This window comes from Pseudovibrio sp. Ad13 (assembly GCF_001623225.1).
Classification (GTDB): Bacteria; Pseudomonadota; Alphaproteobacteria; order Rhizobiales; family Stappiaceae; genus Pseudovibrio.
In genome coordinates this window covers 393,932-413,835 of record NZ_LMCC01000004.1, presented here as the reverse complement: position 1 = coordinate 413,835, position 19,904 = coordinate 393,932, and the positions used below count along the sequence as shown (strand labels likewise).

Sequence of the window (19,904 nt, the reverse complement as noted above, 5' to 3'; positions counted from 1 at the left end):
CAATCCAGATCAGTTTTTCGCTTTCAGCTCTGCATAAAAATCTGCAAGAAGTTTGAAGGCTGTTTTCTTTGTTTTCTTGTCTGAGGCGATCAAGCCTTTGCGGTTCCAGCCTTGCTGGAACATATTCTGTCGACGTTCGACACGGAAATCATAGAGGATCCATGGTGAGATGCCCTTTACGAATTCTCGCTGGCGTAAGGTGGCAATCTGCTTGCGGTAAACCTCAGCCATGTAACTCTCACTGAAGAAGCCCTTCTCCAGTTTCCCCTCACCGATGTAACCATCTGCACCAGTTTCGGAGATGACCACAGGTTTGCCCGGCTCGGAGTTGTCCAGGAAGTCGATCAGGTCGTCGAAATTCTCCTCATACCAACCATAGTACTCGTTAATGCCGATCACATTGATATGCTGGATCAGGCGATCCTCGATACGGTTCTTGGTGTGGTTCACGAGACAGGCAGCAGAAGTCAGACGTGTCGGGTCCATCTCTTTTGCAGTATCAACCAGATGCTTCATGAACGAGAGGCGCTCGTCAGTGTCTGGGTTCTCGTTTCCAACAGACCAGATGACGACAGATGCTCTGTTGCGATCACGCTTGATCAGCTCCTGAAGCTGGTTGCGGGCGTCTTTGAGGGTATCCGGGTTCTTGAAGTCGATTGCCCAGTAAACCGGAATTTCCTCCCAAAGAAGAATGCCTTCGCGGTCTGCCATTTTTGCCGCGCGTTCATCGTGCGGGTAATGGGCGAACCGCATGAAATTGCAGTTCAGCTCTTTAGCATGTCGGAACCGTTGCTCCAGATCCTCATCACGCAAGACTTTACCGGTAAACTCGTCATCCTCGTGCACGGAGATGCCTCGAAAAAAGATTGGCTTGCCATTGAGCTGAACGTCCGTTCCGACTTGATCTATCTGACGGAACCCGATCATGTCTTCGACACGATCTTCTCCAACAGAGGCTGTTGCCTGATAGAGGCGCGGGTGTTCTGGTGACCACAGCTCTGGTTTTGATGGGATAACCAGTTTTCCGAACCCGTCTTTGTCAACGGGAACCTCAGACTTGATGCCCAACTCTTTGAATTCGACTGTGACGGACGCTCTGTCTGGGCCGTTGACCTGCAGCTCAATCACGATTTTATCGTAGGAGCTGTCAGGGATCAGGTAAGCGAAGAAATCTGAGATGAATGTTTTCGGGGTTCTATAGAGCTCTACGTCCCGATAAATGCCACCGTAGTTGAACCAATCGGTATTTCGCATTGGCACGCGGTCGAGGGTGCGGGTGTTGTTCACGCACAGCATCAACCAGTTGCGACCCGGTTTTGCGTGATCGGTTAGCTCTACATTGAATGGTGTGGACCCGCCGTAGTGGTTGCCGAGAAACTCGCCATTCAGGAACACCTTACAATCGTATTGAGCCGCCCCTACTCTGAGGAAAAGGCGTTCGTCTTCCGGCAATTCTTCCAGATCCAGTGAGCGGGTGTACCACGCACTGCCTTCAAAGAAGTACCATTTGTCCTTGAGCATGGACCAGCACGAAGGGACTGGAACGGTTTCGCCTGCATAAGGGTCGTAATCGTACGGCTCAGTCTTATCTTCCGGCGCTTCTGAAGTGAAAGAGAACCATTTCTGGCGCAGCCCGGTGTCCAGCAGGTCGACGCAGAAGTTCCACTCTCCGTTTAGCGACTCAGCTTTACGGCCACCCGTGAAAATCAGCGTACTGCTGTTCAGATTCTGCTTATTGAAAGGAACGTCATAGTCCTCATCATGCAAGCAAGCCAGGCCGTTATCGGCACCTTCCATCCGCTCAAGCATCACTGATCCTCGTTGACCAATATTGGTTTCGTCGTTGTTGGGACATCCGTCCAAGTTGGTCGACCTATTTGTGTGTATTTGAGAAAATCAGGCGAATGTGCCATTGATCTGAAAATCATCACACCGGAACCTCTGTACACTCAAAGAGCCTCATCATTCCGAAATGTATGTATCAAACCAATAATCCAAACTCTCAAGCTACTGTTATAAATAGTTTAAATAGCTGACCGAGAGCTTGTTCCCCTTCCCATTGCCTCAGAATACATCTTTCAGCACGCTACCATTGGTTGGCGTTGCTCCCGTCTCTACATCTTCCTTTAAAAACAAGAGGTCAGAGCAATTCCGCTGATACCGTTGAATTGTGGAGAAAGGAGATCAACCAAACCTCTCTCCACACATGTCACATTTGTACAAAACTGCGACATTGTCAAACCATTTTATCATATTGGTTGACCAATAATCAAAAATCAGCAATTAATTGGAGGAGAGGTAATTTAATTGGATTCATTGGATATCCGTAGATTTGCAGATCTCCAACTGAAACCCTCTCACGAATTCAAGATCTCCTGAACAACCCCTCAGGAGAAATTGGTCGCCCACTGTAGATTCTTTCTGCATACTGAGCCCGCGCCTTCACCTGGATTAGGGAAACAAAATGCAAGCGCTGACCAAAATAGTTAACACGATCCTCAAGGCCGTCACGGTGTCGGTTTTTGTCGTGCTCGTGGTGTGTGTGGTTTGGCAGGTTTTTTCGAGATACGTTCTTGGCACGCCAAGCACCGTGACCGATGAACTTGCTCGTTTCATGTTTATGTGGATCGGCCTGATTGGTGCGGCCTATACGCTTGGAATGCGAAGACACCTGGCAATTGATCTTTTAACCGGCTCACTGGTCGGCAATCGGAAATTGTTTTCAGATTACTTCATCATTCTGGCGATCGCGTTCTTCTCAGGTGTTGTCATGCTTTACGGCGGCGGACAACTGGTCCTGAAGACACTCGCCAACGGGCAGGTCTCGCCCGCTCTTCGCGTTCCAATGGGCTACATCTACGCAGCTATTCCGTTCTCTGGCGGCATCATGCTGTTCTACTGCATTGAGTTCTTCATTGGTCTCGTCAATGGCACGGGTACAGGTCCAAACGACCAGATACCTGACGCCGCTGATCCTGCTGCAAAATAAGAGTAAGTCTGATGGAATTTTTAAGTAGTGAGCTTCAAAGCGGTCTTATTCTGTTTGGTGTGTTTGGCGTTCTCGTTACACTCGGCGTGCCGATCTCCTTTGCAATCGGGCTGGCGGCAACAGCAACAATCACCTTTTTGATCTCGTTTGATCAGGCCCTTTTTGTTGTTTCACAGAAGATGGCGAGTGGTCTGGACAGCTTTACGCTGTTGGCGATCCCCTTCTTCATTCTCGCTGGCAACATCATGAACTCTGGCGGTATCGCACGCCGCTTGATTGAGCTGGCCAAGATTGTTGGTGGTCGTTTGCCGGGGGCTTTGGCACACGTCAATGTTCTGGCAAATATGCTGTTTGGCTCCATTTCGGGCTCTGCTGTAGCCTCTGCTGCTGCAATCGGTGGCATCATGTCTCCGCTACAGCGCAAAGAAGGCTATGACCCTGCCTTTTCTGCTGCGGTGAACGCTGCCTCCTGCCCAACTGGCATGCTGATCCCACCTTCCTCAACGCTGATCGTTTACTCTCTAATTTCTGGTGGTACATCCGTGGCAACGTTGTTCGTTGCCGGATACTTGCCAGGTATCCTGATGGGTCTTGGTGTGATGGTTGTGGCTGGTATCGTTGCTGCGAAACGCGGCTATCCGCTGATCCCGCTGCCAAGTTTCAAAGAGATCCTCTTCAAAATCGCTGATGCTTTCCTGCCGTTGTTGCTCATCTTCATCATCATGGGTGGAATCATTGGTGGCGTCTTTACAGCGACTGAAGCTTCTGCGGTGGCAGTGGTTTACACCCTGCTGTTGGCGGTTGGCATTTACCGCGAAGTGAAGGTCACTGATCTACCTACCATCATTCTTGAGAGTGCGATCACCAGTTCCATCGTGCTGCTGCTGATCGGGTGTTCTATCGGCATGTCCTGGGCCATGACGTTCTCTGACATTCCGTACGCAATTGGTGAAGCACTGGCGAATGTCTCAGAAAACCCATTCATCATCATGCTGGTGATCAACATCTGTCTGCTGGTAATTGGCACCTTTATGGACATGACCCCTGCGCTGCTGATCTTCACACCAATCTTCCTGCCTGTCGCGACTGAGCTTGGCATGGATCCTGTGCACTTCGGTATCATGATGACCTACAACCTGTGCATCGGCATCATTACGCCGCCAGTGGGCAGTGCGCTGTTCATCAGCTGCTCTGTAGGCAAGGTTGCTATTCAGGATCTGATCAAACCAATGCTGCCGTTCTATGCAGCGGTGATTTCCATCCTGATGCTGGTGACTTTCATTCCAGAAATCAGCCTGTTCCTGCCGCGGGTCATTCTTGGTTACGGCGGATAACAGACAGACACTTTGCAACCATAACAACACCCAACAAAACTGGTTGAAGCATAATGAAAACGCTAGGTAAGTGGTCCTACATCGAGACCGAACAGAACCGGGTTGACCTGCTTGTAGATAACAAGCATCTGCTTTCTCTGTTCGTTCTTGAAGACAAGCTTGTTCGGGTTCTTTTGCGCAAGAATGGTGAGTTCCGGCAAGGACGGACGTGGTCCATCACTCCGGCAGAAACGCCGGTTCCGTTTGAAGGCCGGTCTCGCCTTTCTGTCAAAGGCTTCTCGCTGCCAGAGTTTAAGCAGGAGCTCGCAGAGGACACACTTACACTGGAGACGCGGGCTTTGCGCGTCTCCGTGAAAACACCGCTTCAGATAATCTGGGAGGCAAAAAGCGAAGACGGGTCATACCAGGTTATCGCCAGCGAACGGCCTACAGGCGCTTATATGCTAGGCGTCAAAGACCACAAGAACTCGCATTTCTTCAGCCAACCTGCAGATGACCGGATTTATGGCCTCGGTGAAAAAGCTGGCAATCTGCTGCGCAATGGTCGCAGCTACGAAATGCGTAATCTGGATGCGATGGGGTATGATGCAGAGACCACCGACCCACTTTACAAGCATCTGCCGTTTACGCTGACACGCACCGGTTCTGGCGTCTCTTATGGGGTGTTCTACGACAATCTTGCGAGCTGCTGGTTTGATCTTGGCAATGAGATCGACAATTATCATCAGCCTTACAGATCATACCGTGCTGAAGACGGAGATCTGGACTATTACTTTATGCTTGGCCCTTCCCTATTGGAGGTGACCAAGACACAGGTTTGGCTGACTGGCAAGCATATCTTCCCGCCGAAGTGGAGCCTCGGGTATTCCGGCTCGACCATGTATTACACCGATGCGGAGAATGCGCAGGAACAGCTGGAAGGCTTTGTTGATCTGATCAAAGAGCACGCCATTCCTTGCGACAGTTTCCAGCTTTCCTCCGGTTACACATCAATTGGCTCCAAGCGCTATGTGTTCAACTGGAACTATGAGAAATGTCCTGATCCAAAGGCCATGACCTCAAAGTTTCTGGATGCTGGCGTTCATCTCGCCGCGAACATAAAGCCTTGCTTGTTGCAGGACCACCCTATGTATGGCGATGTGGCAGCGAAAGGCCTGTTCATTCAGGACAGTGAAGCTGACCAGCCAGAACGGTCTCTGTTCTGGGATGATGAAGGTTCTCACCTCGACTTCACCAATCTGGATACTGTGAGCTGGTGGAAAGCCAACGTCACCGAGCAGTTGCTTGAACGTGGTATCGGTTCCACCTGGAACGATAATAACGAGTATGAGATCTGGGATTTCTCTGCTCGCTGTCAAGGGTTTGGTGAAGAGATTGAGGTCGGGCTCATTCGTCCGCTTCATTCTTTCCTGATGATGCGTGCTTCTTATGAAGCACAGGTGGAGTATGCACCGGAAGAACGCCCTTATCTTATCTCTCGCAGTGGTTGCCCTGGCTTGCAACGCTATGTACAGACGTGGACTGGTGATAACCGAACTGGCTGGAACAACCTGAAATACAACATCAAGATGGGTCTCGGCCTGTCGATGTCAGGTATCTACAATGTCGGCCACGATGTGGGCGGCTTCTCTGGTGCTCGTCCTGATCCTGAGTTGTTTGTTCGCTGGGTTCAAAATGGCGTCATGCATCCACGTTTCACGATCCATTCATGGAATGATGATGCAACTGTCAATGAAGCCTGGATGTATCCAGAAGTGACGCCCCTTATCCGCAATGCGATCCAACTGCGTCAGCATCTGATGCCGTATTTCTACACCATGCTGCACGATATGCATGTGATGGATGAGCCGCTTTTGCGCCCAACATTCCTTGATCACGAAGGAGACGCTTGCACCTTTGCGGAGACAGATGACTATCTGCTCGGTAAGGACCTGTTGGTTGCTTCTGTGGTTGAGCAAGGTGCAACAACACGTGAGGTTTATCTGCCAGATAATGGCGATGGCTGGTACGAATTCGATACAGGCGCGTATCACAAGGGCGGACAAACCATCGTTGTTGATGCACCTTTGGAACGCCTCCCCCTGTTCGTGCGTGCTGGTACCGTCATTCCGCTTGCTAACCCAACAGTTAAAAACACCACTGAGTGCCATCTTGAAGCCCTGGCGATCTTCCCGTTCCAAGGCACCGGAAAGCGAGAGCTTGCTGTTTTTGAAGATGATGGCATCAGCCATAAATGGCTCGATGGCACGCACAGCACCTTGCATATGGTTCTTTCCTGCAGTTCCAACGAGCAAATTTTAACTTTGTGCCGCAGCGGTTCACTTGAGATTGATGGACGAGAACTTTCCGTTTTCATCAAAGGCCGCTCACCGAATGGTCTTGTTCCGACTGTGGTCGTGAACGGACAACAGGTTTCGGATGACACTCACACTTTCTCACTCAATGAGCTTTGATAAGGTCCACCTCCTATGACTTTTGAATTTCAGAAACTCGATCTCAATGCGCTTCCAGGTGATGTGTCTGTCCCATCTTATGATCGTACATCACTAAAGCCGCGTGTTGCTCATATTGGTTTTGGTGCCTTTGCCCGTGCTCACGTTGCAATGCATCTGCACGAAACACTTGCTGCCGGTGGTGGTGATTGGGGCCTGCGGGTGATTGAGTTGTTCGGAACGCCGGATCTGCTCGATAAGCTGGCAGAGAATGATCACCTCTACACGTTGGTTGAGACTGCTGATGAAGGCACAAATACCCGGCTCCTCGGCGCTGTTTGCGAAACACAGCACATAGCACGCGATGGCGTTTCAACGCTGATCGACGGACTAGCCGAAGAGCAGTTGAAGGTCATTTCTCTCACCATTACCGAAAAAGGCTACTGCGTTACAAACGGGAAGCTGGATCTGGACAATTCAATGATCCAGCAGGACCTTAAAGCACCAGAAGCTCCCCAAACCGCTATCGGGTTGATCGTCGCCGGCCTTGCGAAACGTCGGGCGCTTGGCAACGGCCCTATCACGGTGATGTCTTGCGATAACCTTCCTCATAATGGCGTGCTCTGCGGGATTGCCGTTCGTGAGTTTGCTGCCAAGCAGAATGCAGAGTTGGCGGCTTGGATTGAGACCAATGTCTCTTTTCCATCCACCATGGTGGACCGCATCGTGCCTGCGCTGACTGACGAGTCCCGAGACCTCATCCGCGAGAGCCTTGGCGGACAAGTTGATCTGAATGGCATCGTATGTGAGCCGTTCCGTCAGTGGGTGATTGAAGACAACTTCAAAGCTGGACGACCACAGTGGGAGCTTGCTGGCGCGCAACTTGTTGCGGATGTTGAGCCGTTTGAAGAGATGAAGCTTCGCACTCTGAACGGCTCTCATTCCTTCCTTGCCTACCTTGGCTTCCTTGCTGGCAAGGAGACCATTGCAGATTGCGCTGCCGATCCTGTGTTTTACGCAGAAGCACGCAAACTGATGGTGGATGAACAGCTGCCCACACTAGATGTTCCAGGCGATGTGGATTTGGAGGCTTATGCGGTCTCATTGCTCAAACGTTATTCCAACTCCAAACTGAAACACCGTACCTGGCAGATTGCTGCTGATGGAACACAGAAGATGCCGCAGCGCTGGTTAAACTCTGTGAAGTTTCATCTCGCCAATGGCGGCGACTATCGTCATCTGGTGCTCGGTATTGGTGGCTGGATGAACTACATCCGCGCGGATCGCAATGGCGAAAGTTACGAAGTAGTTGATCCAATGAAAGAGAAGCTTACCGAAATTGTCGCCAAAGACGGCGGCGACGCAACAACCTATGTCGATACTCTGCTTGCCTTGGATTCTGTGTTCCCATCTGAACTTGTTGCTAACGATGAGTTCAAGGAAGCGGTTCACAAGGCCTACCAAGCAGTGGCAGAAAAAGGTGCCGCGCAGGCTATCGCTGATTTGGCTGACTAGGTTTTAAGGAAAATCTTGCTCGGCCACAGGCTGAGCAAACGCTCATACTCAGGGATTGGTCACAGGATCAATCCCCCTACCTCAGGGCAAAAACGATGCAGCCATTTCTTGGACAAGACTTCCTCCTCGAGACAGAAGCAGCACAGCGGCTTTACCACGATTATGCAGCTGAAATGCCAATCGTGGACTACCACAACCACTTATGTCCGCAGACCATTGCTGAAGACCATCGCTTTGATGACATTGGCCGCGTCTGGCTTGAGGGCGATCACTACAAATGGCGTGCTATGCGGTGGGCCGGGATTGATGAAAGCCTGATCACCGGCAAGGACACCAGCTTCAAAGAGAAGTTCCTCGCCTACGCTTCCGTGATGCCGAAGTTTCTTGGGAACCCGCTGTACCATTGGACGCATCTGGAGATGTATCGCTACTTCGGGCTGGAAGGTGTGATCCTCTCAGAGAAGTCCGCTGAGACTGTCTGGGAAGTTTGTAACGGAAAGCTTGCGACCAAACCATTTTCCGCTCGTGGCCTGTTGCAGATGCAGCACGTGAAGATGCTGGGAACGACTGATGACCCTTGCGATGACCTGCATTGGCATAAGATGATCGCGCAGGATCCAACCTCTACAATGGTTGTTCGGCCTACCTTCCGGCCTGACCCGGCCTTTAAGATCGATAAGCCGACGTTTCCTGATTACATCATGAAACTCAGCAGAACCGTTGGTTTCCATATCGATAAGTATGAGCGCCTGCTTGAAGCACTTTCCATGCGGCTGGATCACTTTGGCCGACATGGTTGCCGTGCGGCGGACCATGGTCTGGATTCCATGTTGTTCTGTCCGGTTCCGTCCGGTGCTGAGCTGAACCGTATCTTCAAAGAGGGACAAAGCGGAGCAACTCTAAGTCTTGATGATGTGACTGCATTCCAGTCAGCTGTTCAGGTGTTTCTTGGCAAGGAATACGCCAAACTTGGTTGGGTCATGCAAATGCACATTGGTGCGACACGGAACAACCGCAGCCGCATGTTCAAGGCTCTTGGACCAGATGTCGGTTGTGATGGCATTGATGATCGTGAGCTTGCTAATCCACTCAACCAGTTCCTCGACACGTTAGATCGTGAAAAAGCATTGCCCAGAACTGTGCTGTATTCTCTTGATCCAACCAAGAACGAAGTTGTCGTAACAACAGCCGGAAATTTCCAGGACGGTTCCTTCGGCGGCAAAATTCAAGCAGGAACAGGCTGGTGGCACAATGACCAGCTGGACGGCATGGAACGCCAGATGACACAACTTGCGCAGATGGGACTGCTTTCCCAGTTCCTCGGCATGTTGACAGACAGCAGATCGTTCCTATCTTTCCCTCGACACGAGCATTTCCGTCGCTTGCTTTGCAGGATCGTTGGGGAGTGGATGGATAAAGGCCACATTCCGGGTGATTTTGAGCTTGCGGGAGGCATGATCAGGGACATTTGTTACAACAATGCAGCAAACTGGTTCCTTGATGAAAAGTAGGTAAGCTTTTGCTCCTGCTTTATCCCTTGGAAGCCCCTTGGACCATGCCTCTGGACCAAGGGGTTTCTGACATCAGGGACCTGCTTTAATCGTCGTGCTTATAGATTGCTTCCAGAGCATCAGCATGGTTATTGAGCACTTTAGCACGCCTGATCTTCAATGTTGGCGTCAGTTCGCCTGTCTGGATTGAGAAGCCATCCGGTAAGATCTCAAACTTGCGAATGCGTTCAACCCGCGAATGACGTGCATTCACTTTTTTGATGCTGGCCTGAATTACACTCCGCAACTGATCTGATTTCAGAACATCTTCTGGTTTGATGTTATTCTCGGTTGCAAATCGCTGTGCCATCGCCCCATCAATGGTGATCAGAGCGCTTAAAAAGTTCTGATTGTTGCCTGCAACAACAGCATATTCGACAAAAGGAATTTCCATAAGGTCTTGCTCAAGCAACGCAGGCGAGATGTTCTTACCTCCAGACGTGATGATAAGCTCTTTTTTACGGCCTGTGATAAAGAGATAGCCTTCCTTGTCGAAATAGCCGATATCACCGCTGTAGAGCCAACCATCGCGTAATGCTTCATCTGTTGCGGCAGGGTCATGCGCATAACCAGAGAAGTTGGTGTCTGCCTTGCAGAGGATCTCACCATCTGCTGCGATTTTGATCGTGACACCATCCATCGGTTTGCCCACAGATCCCAGACGGGTTGCTCCAATGATGTTGATGGTCGCACCACCACAGTTCTCTGACTGGCCATAGACTTCGCGGATAACAATATCCAGTCCTGTAAAGGCCTCCAGAACACGCTTGGATACGGGCGCTCCACCACTCACGAACATGCGCATCTTGTCGAGGCCGATCTTGTGTTTGATCTTATCGAGCACGAGGCGGTTTGCGATCTTCTTTTTGGTGTTCAGCACCAAACCAGCAGACTTGCCGTTTATGCTTTCTTTATACCAGTCCTTACTCGTTTGAAGAGACCATTGAATAAGCTTGCCCTTGAAGCCTTTCTCTTTGCTGAGCTGCTTTTCGACTTTCTCATTGATCTTCTCAAAAATCCTCGGAACACCAAAGGTTACAGTCGGCCTCACCTCTGGCAAATGCTCGCCGAGGCTGGTCACGGACTTAGCGTAGTAAACCGGGTAGCCAGTGTCACAAGCCTGAATGATGGTGCCGCACTGCTCTGCGATATGAGCCATGGGCAGATAGGAAATATAGCGGTCAGCCGGTGTCGGCTTGAAGGCCAGATTCAATGCATCGGACTCTGTGCGAATTGCACGATGGCTGATCTGCACTGCTTTCGGCAGACCTGTTGTCCCTGAGGTATAAATCTGGAGTGCAATGTCCTCGGCAACAATGTCATTGAGGCGTTGGTCAAGCTCAGCATCCAGTCCAGGGCTGTTCTCACCCAGGGACATAAAGCTGGCCCATGTGTATTGATCTGGATTTTCGACGCGCCCATCCAAACGAATGGTCTTACGCAGGTGGCGCATATTCTCTGCCTGCTCGCCTATGCCTTTGAGCTGAGCTTTGGTTTCAGCAAGCAAGATGCGGCCTTGCGAATGGCGCAGGATGTAATTGATTTCAGGAGCGGCGGCTGTCCAGTAAATGCCCGTTGGAACAGCCCCGATCATCATGGCAGCTACATCCATGATAGTCCATTCAGGACGATTGTAACTTAAAATACAAACGGCATCGCCGGGATTAACGCCCAGTGCGAGCAGTGCTTTTGCAGCGTTACGTACCTGCTCGCCATATTCGATCCAGCTCGTTGCTTCCCATCCATCTTTCCCACGAACAAAGTATGCTGGTTTGTCGGCAAGGCGTTCGACAGATTCCATGAATGCTTGGGGAATGGACTTAAACGTGTTTTGAGCTTGTGCTTGAGCAACGGGCCGGGCCTGCGAACTCATGTTATTCTCTCTATTTTTATTATTTCCAGAGCTTTACATCCTCTGAATTTGTCGGTGTCAAATACAGATACCAAGAATACCCATCAAACCCACAAGAACTACAGGTATTTTCTCTTATTTTCATCTCTCTGGTTCATGAGCAACGAATATTCATTTTTGATTTGACAGAGTTTTTACTGAATTCCTGATATATCTAATTGGAAATTTACTTTAATGCTTCTTAGAGGCATTAAAGATTAATCATTATCGCTAGAGTTCTTTGGGGATGCTGTTTATTTAGTTGAGTGGTTTCTGCAATTTAGCGGTAAACCAGAAGAATAGATCTCCTATGGTAACAGGGATCGAAAATCACTCAGTCGGGCAAGTTCATTTATGCAGCAGTTCAGTGTTACGCGCGGTCTAAACCTACCAGATCCTGTTCGCATCAGTCGCTACAAGCGTCTGCCAGAACTTGGCCCTGCCCTCTTGTTCTTCAGCGGAGGAAGCGCGCTTAATCCAACAGCCCGCGCTTTGAAGCAGTACACCCACAACTCCATTCACCTGATGACACCGTTTGATAGCGGTGGAAGTTCTGCTGTTTTACGTCATGCCTTTGGTATGCCCGCAATTGGAGATCTGCGCTCACGCTTGATCGCACTGGCAGATGAAAGTGTTCTTGGGCAGTCCGAGATCTACCGTCTTTTCACACATCGGTTTCCAAAAACGGCTTCTCTTGAGGACTTGCATGGTGAACTGGTGGATTTGTTGGAAGGGCATGATCAACTGATCGCACGGGTTCCCAATCCAATGCGACGCCTGATCCGGCATCAGCTGGCATTTTTTCATGATGCGATGCCATCAGACTTCGATCTGAGAGGCGCCAGTATCGGGAACCTAATCCTTGCCGGGGGGTATCTGAACAACAATCAGAAGCTTGATCCGATTATCTTCCTGTTCTCAAAACTGGTAAACACACTCGGCACGGTTCTGGCGACTGTTGATGCACGTTTGCATCTGGCTGTTGAATTGGATTCTGGTGAGATCATTGTGGGCCAGCATAATATGACTGGCAAAGAAACCTCGCCCATTGCAAGCAAGATTAAACGGACCTATCTGACCCGTTCTCTGGCCGGAGGTGATCCGGTGGAGATTGAGGTCTCTCCTAAAAAGCAGCATCTTATCGAGACTGCAGACATGATCTGCTATCCTCCGGGAAGCTTTCACAGCAGCCTGATCGCTAATCTTCTGCCAAAGGGCGTGGGCAAGTCTATTGCACGTAGCTCAAACCCGAAAGTTTATGTACCCAACCTCGGCAATGATCCCGAGCAATTCGGGATGAGTCCAAATGAGACGGTAGATGCACTCTTGAAACATTTGCGCGCTGATGCGGGGAAAGATACGCCAACAGACAAGTTGCTCAACTTTATCGTCACAGATGAAAAACATGCTGCTGAGTTTGATTGGGCTGAGCTGGAAGCTCAAGGCATTTCCCTGATTGGTGCTGATCTGACAAGCACACATTCGGTTCCTTATTACGACCCGAAAAAACTAGTTTGCATGTTATTGAGTTTTCTCTGAAGTCTTTTTCGTTCAGTTAACTCACTGTATTTTGACAACTTATGCCTTTCGCAGCACACCATCTGACAGAAGCAGATGATTTGCAGTAGCTTGCTTTACCCTATCGCAGGTTGATCACGGCTACATAGTTAGGTCACCTCAAACATCATCTTCAACTTTACTTAAAAACACCCCAACGCTTTGCAATATTTCATTTGTGATGACGCTTAATCAAGAAGCAGAAGACATGTTGACGTAAGTATACGCATAGATATTAGGTAGCAGGAGCATGTTTACATTCGACACATAACCAAGCGGAAAAGCAAATGTCGAAGTTCAAGTTTCCTACCGCGTTTACAATTCTATTTGCCCTCATCATTCTTGTTGCAATTGCAACCTGGTTCGTCCCTGCTGGTAAATATGATCGGGTGATCAACCCAATCCTCGATAAGGAAGTTCCGGTCCCCGGCACCTATCATTTGGTAGAGGCTAATCCTCAAGGTCCCGTTGAAGTCTTTATGGCTCCAATTGCAGGTCTTTATGATCCGATCTCCTACACGGCGAATGCAATTGATGTTGCGGTCTTTGTTCTTGTGATTGGTGGCTTCCTGATGGTTGTGACCCGAACAGGTGCAATTGATGCAGGGATCGCCAAGATTATGACGGGATTGAAGGGGCGAGAGAACCTGATGATCCCCATACTGATGGCCTTCTTTGCAGCCGGGGGCACGATCTATGGGATGGCGGAGGAAAGCCTTGCGTTTTACGCGCTCATCATTCCCGTGATGATCCGCGCTGGTTATGACGCTATGACGGGTGTTGCCGTTATTCTTTTGGGTGCAGGCATCGGAACGCTTGGCTCAACCATCAACCCGTTTGCAACTGTAATCGCCTCTAATGCAGCTGGTGTGCCTTTTACAGACGGCATCGGTCTTCGCTTCCTTATCTTGATTGTTGGTTGGCTGGTCTGTGTGGCTTGGGTCATGCGTTACGCTGCAAAGGTGAAGGCTGATCACACTTCTTCCCTTGTTTCCGAAATGAAGGAAGAAAACGAAAAACACTTCCTGCAAGGCGTCTCAACGGACGATATTCCCGATTTCACGGCGAAGCACGGCTGGATCATGGCGATCTTCGTCGTCACATTCGGCCTGTTGATCTACGGTGTTGCTGTCCTTGGCTGGTGGATGGGCGAAATGGCTGCCCTCTTCCTTGCTGCCTCTATTCTCGTGGGGATCGTTGCCCGACAAGGTGAACACGAGTTCGTCGACAACTTCCTGGATGGAGCGCGTGATTTGCTTGGTGTCGCGCTGATCATCGGGGTTGCCCGCGGTATCGTTGTGGTGATGGATGCTGGTTCGATTACCGACACGATCCTTTACTGGTCCGAGCAGGCCGTCAGTGGGCTGAGCAAAGTTGCCTTTATCAATGTGATGTTCTGGCTGGAACTGGTGCTGTCGTTCTTTGTGCCCTCTTCCTCAGGCCTTGCCGTGTTGTCCATGCCGATTATGGCACCGCTGGCAGGGTTCTCCAATGTTGGGGCGGAATATGTGGTCACGGCCTTCCAATCCGCCAGTGGGCTGTTGAACCTGTTCAACCCCACCTTTGCCGTTGTGATGGGCGGGCTTGCGATTGGGCGCGTGCCTTATGACAAGTGGCTTCGGTTTGCCATCCCGCTCGTGATCATTCTGTTCGTTTTGATCTCACTCGCGCTGTCGCTCAGCGTTTAAAGGCGGTTTCTCCAATCTTCGCAGAGGCAAGCATGCCTTTGCGCCGCACAAATCAAACCTCTGAACCAAACATAGAGACACTGATCTCTCACAAACAAGAATTCTGGAACGGAGTCTGCAACATGACTGAATTTGGTGTTCATTCGGAAGTTGGCAAACTGAAAGAAGTGATGGTTTGCCGTCCCGGGCTTGCGCATATGCGCCTTACGCCCGGCAACTGTCAGGAGTTGCTGTTTGATGATGTGATCTGGGTTCGAGAAGCACAAAAACACCACTACGACTTCTGCCTCAGAATGGAAGAGCGTGGTGTGAATGTGCTGGAGATGCACAATCTGCTGAAAGAGACGCTAGAGGATCAGGAAGCACGTAAGTGGGTTCTGGAACGGCGTATTACACACAATCGCGTTGGCTATGGCATGGCCGAGGACCTGCGGGCCTGGCTTTACGAGCAGCCCGAGAAGTTCCTCGCGGATCATCTGATTGGCGGCATTGCGCGGTGTGAGTTGGGGTTCAAACCAACAGGTGTGTTTGGGAGTTATCTGGACCCGAACGATTTCGTCATTCCACCTCTGCCGAATACGCTTTTCACCCGCGATACAACCTGCTGGATCTATAACGGCGTTACGCTTAATCCGATGTTTTGGCAGGCGCGCCAGAACGAGACGCTCCTCACCACTGCAATTTACAAATTCCACCCTCATTTCAAGGGCAAGGTCAATTTCTGGTGGGGTGATCCGGATGAGGACTTCCATGAATCAACCGTGGAAGGCGGCGACGTCATGCCAATCGGCAATGGAGTTGTTTTAATTGGGATGGGTGAGCGCACCACACCTCAAGCTGTCGGCCAGGTGGCACGTGCCCTCTTCCGCAATAAGGCAGCAACTCGCGTCATTGCCTGCCAGATGCCAAAGAGCCGTGCAGCGATGCACTTGGACACTGTTTTCACCCTTCTTGATCGCGACAAAGCAACGGCGTTCTCAGGCGTTTGCGATGAGATTATTTGCTTCTCGATCCGTCCCGGAGACAAACCGGAAAGTGTCGATTACAGGCAGGATGAAGGACATCTGTTCGATGTCATCGCCAATGCACTTGGTATGCAGAAACTGCATGTGGTGACCACAGGCGGCAATGCTTATGACCAGGAACGCGAGCAATGGGATGATGGCAACAACGTTGTCTGCCTCGAACCTGGTGTCGTGGTTGGGTATCGCCGAAACACCTACACAAACTCAAAACTCCAACGAGCCGGTGTGGAAGTCATCGCCATTGACGGGTCTGAACTGGGCCGTGGTCGCGGTGGTGGACACTGCATGACCTGTCCAACAGTGCGTGACGCCGTGGAGTTCTAGTGTTTTCAAACTCCGTTGAACAATAAAAACATCCAAGAGATGGAGAGTAAGGAAAAATGGCTTTCAATCTGAAAGGTCGCAGTTACCTCAAGCTCAAAGACTTCAGCCAACGCGAAGTGCTTTACATGCTGGATCTGGCCCGTGATCTCAAGCGAGCCAAATACTCTGGAACAGAACGGCAGACACTTGTCGATAAGAACATCTGCCTGATCTTCGAAAAAACCTCTACCCGTACCCGTTGTGCCTTCGAGGTTGCTGCTCACGATCAGGGAGCGCATGTCACCTATCTAGACCCATCCGGCTCTCAGATCGGCCACAAGGAATCCATGAAGGATACCGCACGTGTGCTGGGTCGGATGTTCGATGCCATTGAGTTTCGCGGTTCCGGGCAAAAGGCAGTTGAAACCCTCGCCGAGTACTCTGGCGTCCCGGTCTATAACGGTTTGACTGATGACTGGCATCCAACCCAGATGCTCGCTGACATGTTGACAATGACCGAACACAGCCCCAAGCCATTGCATGAAATTTCATTTGCCTATCTGGGCGATGCTCGCAACAACATGGGCAACTCTTTGCTGATGCTGGGCGCTCTATGTGGCTGTGATGTTCGCATTATTGGCCCACAAGAGCTGCACCCCGAACCGCATGTGCTGAAAGCAGCCGAGCTCAATGCAAAACGGTATGGTGCACGCATCACAATTACGGATGATGTCAAAGAAGGTACTGAGGGTGTTGATTTTATCCATACAGATGTCTGGGTCTCGATGGGTGAGCCGCCGGATGTCTGGGAAAGCCGGATCAAATTGTTGCGTGACTACCAGATCAACAAGGCCCTGATTGAAGGCACCGGCAACCCGAACACGTTCTTTATGCATTGTTTGCCAGCCTTCCATAACCGGGAGACCAAGGTGGGTGAAGAGATCTTCCAGAAGTTCGGTATCTCCGAGATGGAAGTGACCGATGATGTCTTTGAATCGGATCGCAACCTGGCGTTTGAGCAAGCTGAAAACCGGCTCCACACTATTAAAGCCATCATGGTTGCGACGATTGGAGGTCGATAATGCGTGTTGTCGTCGCTCTTGGCGGGAATGCCCTTCTTCGACGCGGGGAGGCAATGACTGCCGAAAACCAACGGAAGAATGCGCGGATCGCCGCGAAAGCGCTGGCGCCACTTTATGATGATGGTCATGAGGTGGTCATCACGCACGGGAATGGCCCTCAGGTCGGTTTGCTGGCTCTGCAAGGTGCTGCTTACGAGCAGGTTGAGGCCTACCCTCTGGATGTGCTGGGTGCTGAAACAGTTGGCATGATTGGCTACATGATCGAGCAGGAACTTGGGAACCTCCTGCCCTTTGAAAAGCCATTTGCCACGATCCTCACGCAGGTTGAGGTTGATCCGAACGATCCGGCTTTCAAAGATCCAACAAAGCCCATCGGTCCGCTTTATTCCAAAGAAGAAGCGGAGAGACTAGCCGATGAGAAAGGCTGGTCCATTCGAGAAGATGGAGATAAGTGGCGGCGTGTTGTGCCAAGTCCATTACCCAAACACATCTTTGAGATCCGGCCAATCAAGTGGCTTCTGGACCATGATGTGCTTGTCATCGCAGCAGGTGGGGGCGGCATTCCAACTATGTACAACGAAGAAAAGAAGCTCGTTGGTGTGGAATGTGTGATCGATAAAGACCGGTGTTCAGGCCTTCTTGCCAAAGAGATTGATGCTGACGTCTACATTATGGCGACAGATGCGGATGCCGTTTATCTGGATTGGGGTACCCCGAGCCAACGCGCGATCAAATCGGCTTCTCCTGATGCACTGGATGCCTACGGTTTTGCTGCAGGTTCTATGGGACCAAAGGTAGAAGCAGCACAAACTTTTGCACGGCAAACCGGAAAGAAGTCCGTTATTTGCACGCTCTCTGAAGTGCCTCAAGCAATTTTGGGAGAGAAAGGGACTTCAATCACCACAGCAGCTGGTGACACCACGTTTTACTGAGATGAACGCCCCGAAGCTGAGTGAGCTTTGGGGCGTTCCTGTTTTCAAATGCATTTGATTGTCCTTGGGCTTCATTTTGCCCATCAAAACAACAGGAAAACAAAGGACGAATTGCATATGGCCAAAGTGCCAGCTCCATATTCTCAAAAAATGTCGCTGGCCGGAGCGATCATTCCCGTTGCCTCGCTCGTTATCCTGCTTGCGCTTTCCTACTATCTGTTTGGAGATGAAGCCTCCTCAGGACCAAACCAGATTGCGCTCTTGTTTTGTGCCCTGATCGCCAGCTTTGTGGCTCTGTTTCATGGTTTTCAATTTGATGAACTGAAGGATGCTGTCGTTGATAGCGTGAGCACCGGACTTCATGCGATCTTTATCTTGTTTGCAGTGGGCTCATTGATCGGGACATGGGCAATGTCCGGCACCATTATGGCGATGGTTTATTATGGATTACAGCTCCTTAGCCCGAATTACTTTTACTTCACGACCGTCATCATTTGCGCCTTGGTTTCGATCAGTATTGGTAGTTCGTGGACTGTTGCGGGGACCATTGGTATCGGGTTAATGGGAATCTCGACAAAGATGGGCCTCGATCCCGCTATCACTGCCGGCGCGATCCTGTCAGGTGCCTATTTCGGGGATAAGTCCTCCCCACTTTCTGATGCAACTAATCTGGCAACTGCGGCGGCAGGATCCAACCTTTATACGCACATCAAAGAAAATCTCTGGACGTCCATACCTGCTCTCATCATTTCGCTAGCCCTCTTCTGGTGGCTCGGAGAACCCGGAGACTTTGTCGCGCAAGGCACGTTGACCAGTATTGAGCAGCACTACGACATTACCTTGCTCAATTTCCTTCCACTCCTGCTGGTTTTGGGACTGGCAATTGTCCGCTACCCGCCGTTTACAACTATATTTATTGGTGCGTTGGCGGGCGGTCTTTATGCAGTCATCATGGATCCAGACAAAGTGGTTGGCCTTGCTGCCTCTCCGGCGCTGCCCTACTCACTGGAGGTGATCAAAGGCGTCTGGATCGCCATGTCTAACGGTTATGTGAGCGTGACAGGAGACCCTTCTATTGATGCACTGCTTAGCCGTGGTGGCATGGGCAATATGCTGACGACTATCTGGTTGATCATGACAGCTTTGGCGTTTGGTGGTGTGGTTGAGAAAGCCGGTATTTTGGACCGGATTATTGGCCCGATCCTGCACGCAGCCAAAACCACTGGTGCGCTGGTATTGTCACTAGTTACAACAGCAATCGCGACTAACATTCTGGCGGCAGACCAGTACATTGCGATTGTTATTCCGGGCAGGATGTACCGCAAACCTTTCCGTCAACGCCGATTGCGACCTGAGGTTCTGTCCCGTGCGGTTGGGGATAGCGCAACAGTGACGTCTGCTCTTATACCGTGGAACAGCTGTGGCGCTTACATGGCGGCTACACTTGGTGTTCCTACGCTGGCGTTTGCTGGATTTGCCTTCTTCAACATTGTCAGCCCCCTCCTGACAATTCTGTTTGCTGTGATGGGATGGAGAATGTTGACGATGACAGATCACAAGCCTGAGCGTATTGTGCTGCCGGATGATGAGCAAGAAGCCTGATTAG

General features: G+C 50.6%; 13 protein-coding genes. 11 read left to right on the top strand and 2 right to left on the bottom strand.

What is annotated here, in order from left to right:
- Window positions 1-9: 9 nt before the first annotated feature.
- A complete protein-coding gene (locus tag PsAD13_RS06635; protein WP_063317627.1) occupies window positions 10-1,809 on the bottom strand; it encodes a glycoside hydrolase family 2 in 1,800 nt (599 codons plus the stop codon).
- 655 nt (window positions 1,810-2,464) lie between these two features.
- Between PsAD13_RS06635 and PsAD13_RS06630 the strand changes: the two genes are divergently transcribed.
- The 5 genes from PsAD13_RS06630 to uxaC all read left to right on the top strand — a co-directional run bounded on the left by PsAD13_RS06630 (window position 2,465) and on the right by uxaC (window position 9,781).
- A complete protein-coding gene (locus PsAD13_RS06630) occupies window positions 2,465-2,989 on the top strand; it encodes a TRAP transporter small permease (protein WP_063317626.1) in 525 nt (174 codons plus the stop codon).
- Window positions 2,990-3,000: 11 nt separating this feature from the next.
- A complete protein-coding gene (locus PsAD13_RS06625; protein WP_063301348.1) occupies window positions 3,001-4,323 on the top strand; it encodes a TRAP transporter large permease in 1,323 nt (440 codons plus the stop codon).
- Between the two features lie 53 nt (window positions 4,324-4,376).
- Window positions 4,377-6,776: a glycoside hydrolase family 31 protein gene (locus PsAD13_RS06620; protein ID WP_063317625.1), complete on the top strand. Its 2,400-nt coding sequence runs from the start codon at window positions 4,377-4,379 to the stop codon at window positions 6,774-6,776.
- A gap of 15 nt (window positions 6,777-6,791) precedes the next feature.
- Entirely contained in the window at window positions 6,792-8,270 is a 1,479-nt protein-coding gene (locus PsAD13_RS06615) for a mannitol dehydrogenase family protein (protein WP_063317624.1), read from the top strand.
- 95 nt (window positions 8,271-8,365) lie between these two features.
- Entirely contained in the window at window positions 8,366-9,781 is a 1,416-nt protein-coding gene (gene uxaC / locus PsAD13_RS06610) for a glucuronate isomerase (RefSeq protein WP_063317623.1), read from the top strand.
- A gap of 85 nt (window positions 9,782-9,866) precedes the next feature.
- Here the strand turns inward: uxaC and PsAD13_RS06605 are convergent, their stop codons facing one another.
- Window positions 9,867-11,693, bottom strand: a complete 1,827-nt coding sequence (locus PsAD13_RS06605; protein WP_063317622.1) for a long-chain fatty acid--CoA ligase — start codon at window positions 11,691-11,693, stop codon at window positions 9,867-9,869.
- Window positions 11,694-12,065: 372 nt separating this feature from the next.
- Between PsAD13_RS06605 and PsAD13_RS06600 the strand changes: the two genes are divergently transcribed.
- The 6 genes from PsAD13_RS06600 (at window position 12,066) to nhaC (ending at window position 19,900) form a co-directional block, all read left to right on the top strand.
- Complete coding sequence (locus tag PsAD13_RS06600) at window positions 12,066-13,250, top strand: GAK system CofD-like protein (RefSeq protein WP_063317621.1); 1,185 nt, start codon at window positions 12,066-12,068, stop codon at window positions 13,248-13,250.
- 305 nt (window positions 13,251-13,555) lie between these two features.
- Window positions 13,556-14,956 (top strand): YfcC family protein, encoded by a 1,401-nt coding sequence (locus tag PsAD13_RS06595; RefSeq protein WP_063317620.1) that lies wholly within the window; start codon window positions 13,556-13,558, stop codon window positions 14,954-14,956.
- 122 nt (window positions 14,957-15,078) lie between these two features.
- Window positions 15,079-16,305, top strand: a complete 1,227-nt coding sequence (gene arcA, locus PsAD13_RS06590; RefSeq protein WP_063290799.1) for an arginine deiminase — start codon at window positions 15,079-15,081, stop codon at window positions 16,303-16,305.
- 56 nt (window positions 16,306-16,361) lie between these two features.
- Complete coding sequence (gene argF / locus PsAD13_RS06585; protein ID WP_057464772.1) at window positions 16,362-17,366, top strand: ornithine carbamoyltransferase; 1,005 nt, start codon at window positions 16,362-16,364, stop codon at window positions 17,364-17,366.
- Complete coding sequence (gene arcC, locus PsAD13_RS06580) at window positions 17,366-18,298, top strand: carbamate kinase (protein ID WP_063317619.1); 933 nt, start codon at window positions 17,366-17,368, stop codon at window positions 18,296-18,298. Before argF ends, arcC begins: the two co-directional genes overlap by 1 nt.
- 117 nt (window positions 18,299-18,415) lie before the next feature.
- Complete coding sequence (nhaC, locus tag PsAD13_RS06575; protein WP_063317618.1) at window positions 18,416-19,900, top strand: Na+/H+ antiporter NhaC; 1,485 nt, start codon at window positions 18,416-18,418, stop codon at window positions 19,898-19,900.
- The last annotated feature ends 4 nt before the right edge of the window (window positions 19,901-19,904 follow it).

What these genes read in the sequence shown, in the direction of transcription:
- PsAD13_RS06635 (WP_063317627.1), bottom strand. Translation starts at nt 1,809, where the DNA reads ATGCTTGAGCGGATGGAAGGTGCCGATAACGGCCTGGCTTGCTTGCAT.
- PsAD13_RS06630 (WP_063317626.1), top strand. Translation starts at nt 2,465, where the DNA reads ATGCAAGCGCTGACCAAAATAGTTAACACGATCCTCAAGGCCGTCACG.
- PsAD13_RS06625 (WP_063301348.1), top strand. Translation starts at nt 3,001, where the DNA reads ATGGAATTTTTAAGTAGTGAGCTTCAAAGCGGTCTTATTCTGTTTGGT.
- PsAD13_RS06620 (WP_063317625.1), top strand. Translation starts at nt 4,377, where the DNA reads ATGAAAACGCTAGGTAAGTGGTCCTACATCGAGACCGAACAGAACCGG.
- PsAD13_RS06615 (WP_063317624.1), top strand. Translation starts at nt 6,792, where the DNA reads ATGACTTTTGAATTTCAGAAACTCGATCTCAATGCGCTTCCAGGTGAT.
- uxaC (WP_063317623.1), top strand. Translation starts at nt 8,366, where the DNA reads ATGCAGCCATTTCTTGGACAAGACTTCCTCCTCGAGACAGAAGCAGCA.
- PsAD13_RS06605 (WP_063317622.1), bottom strand. Translation starts at nt 11,693, where the DNA reads ATGAGTTCGCAGGCCCGGCCCGTTGCTCAAGCACAAGCTCAAAACACG.
- PsAD13_RS06600 (WP_063317621.1), top strand. Translation starts at nt 12,066, where the DNA reads ATGCAGCAGTTCAGTGTTACGCGCGGTCTAAACCTACCAGATCCTGTT.
- PsAD13_RS06595 (WP_063317620.1), top strand. Translation starts at nt 13,556, where the DNA reads ATGTCGAAGTTCAAGTTTCCTACCGCGTTTACAATTCTATTTGCCCTC.
- arcA (WP_063290799.1), top strand. Translation starts at nt 15,079, where the DNA reads ATGACTGAATTTGGTGTTCATTCGGAAGTTGGCAAACTGAAAGAAGTG.
- argF (WP_057464772.1), top strand. Translation starts at nt 16,362, where the DNA reads ATGGCTTTCAATCTGAAAGGTCGCAGTTACCTCAAGCTCAAAGACTTC.
- arcC (WP_063317619.1), top strand. Translation starts at nt 17,366, where the DNA reads ATGCGTGTTGTCGTCGCTCTTGGCGGGAATGCCCTTCTTCGACGCGGG.
- nhaC (WP_063317618.1), top strand. Translation starts at nt 18,416, where the DNA reads ATGGCCAAAGTGCCAGCTCCATATTCTCAAAAAATGTCGCTGGCCGGA.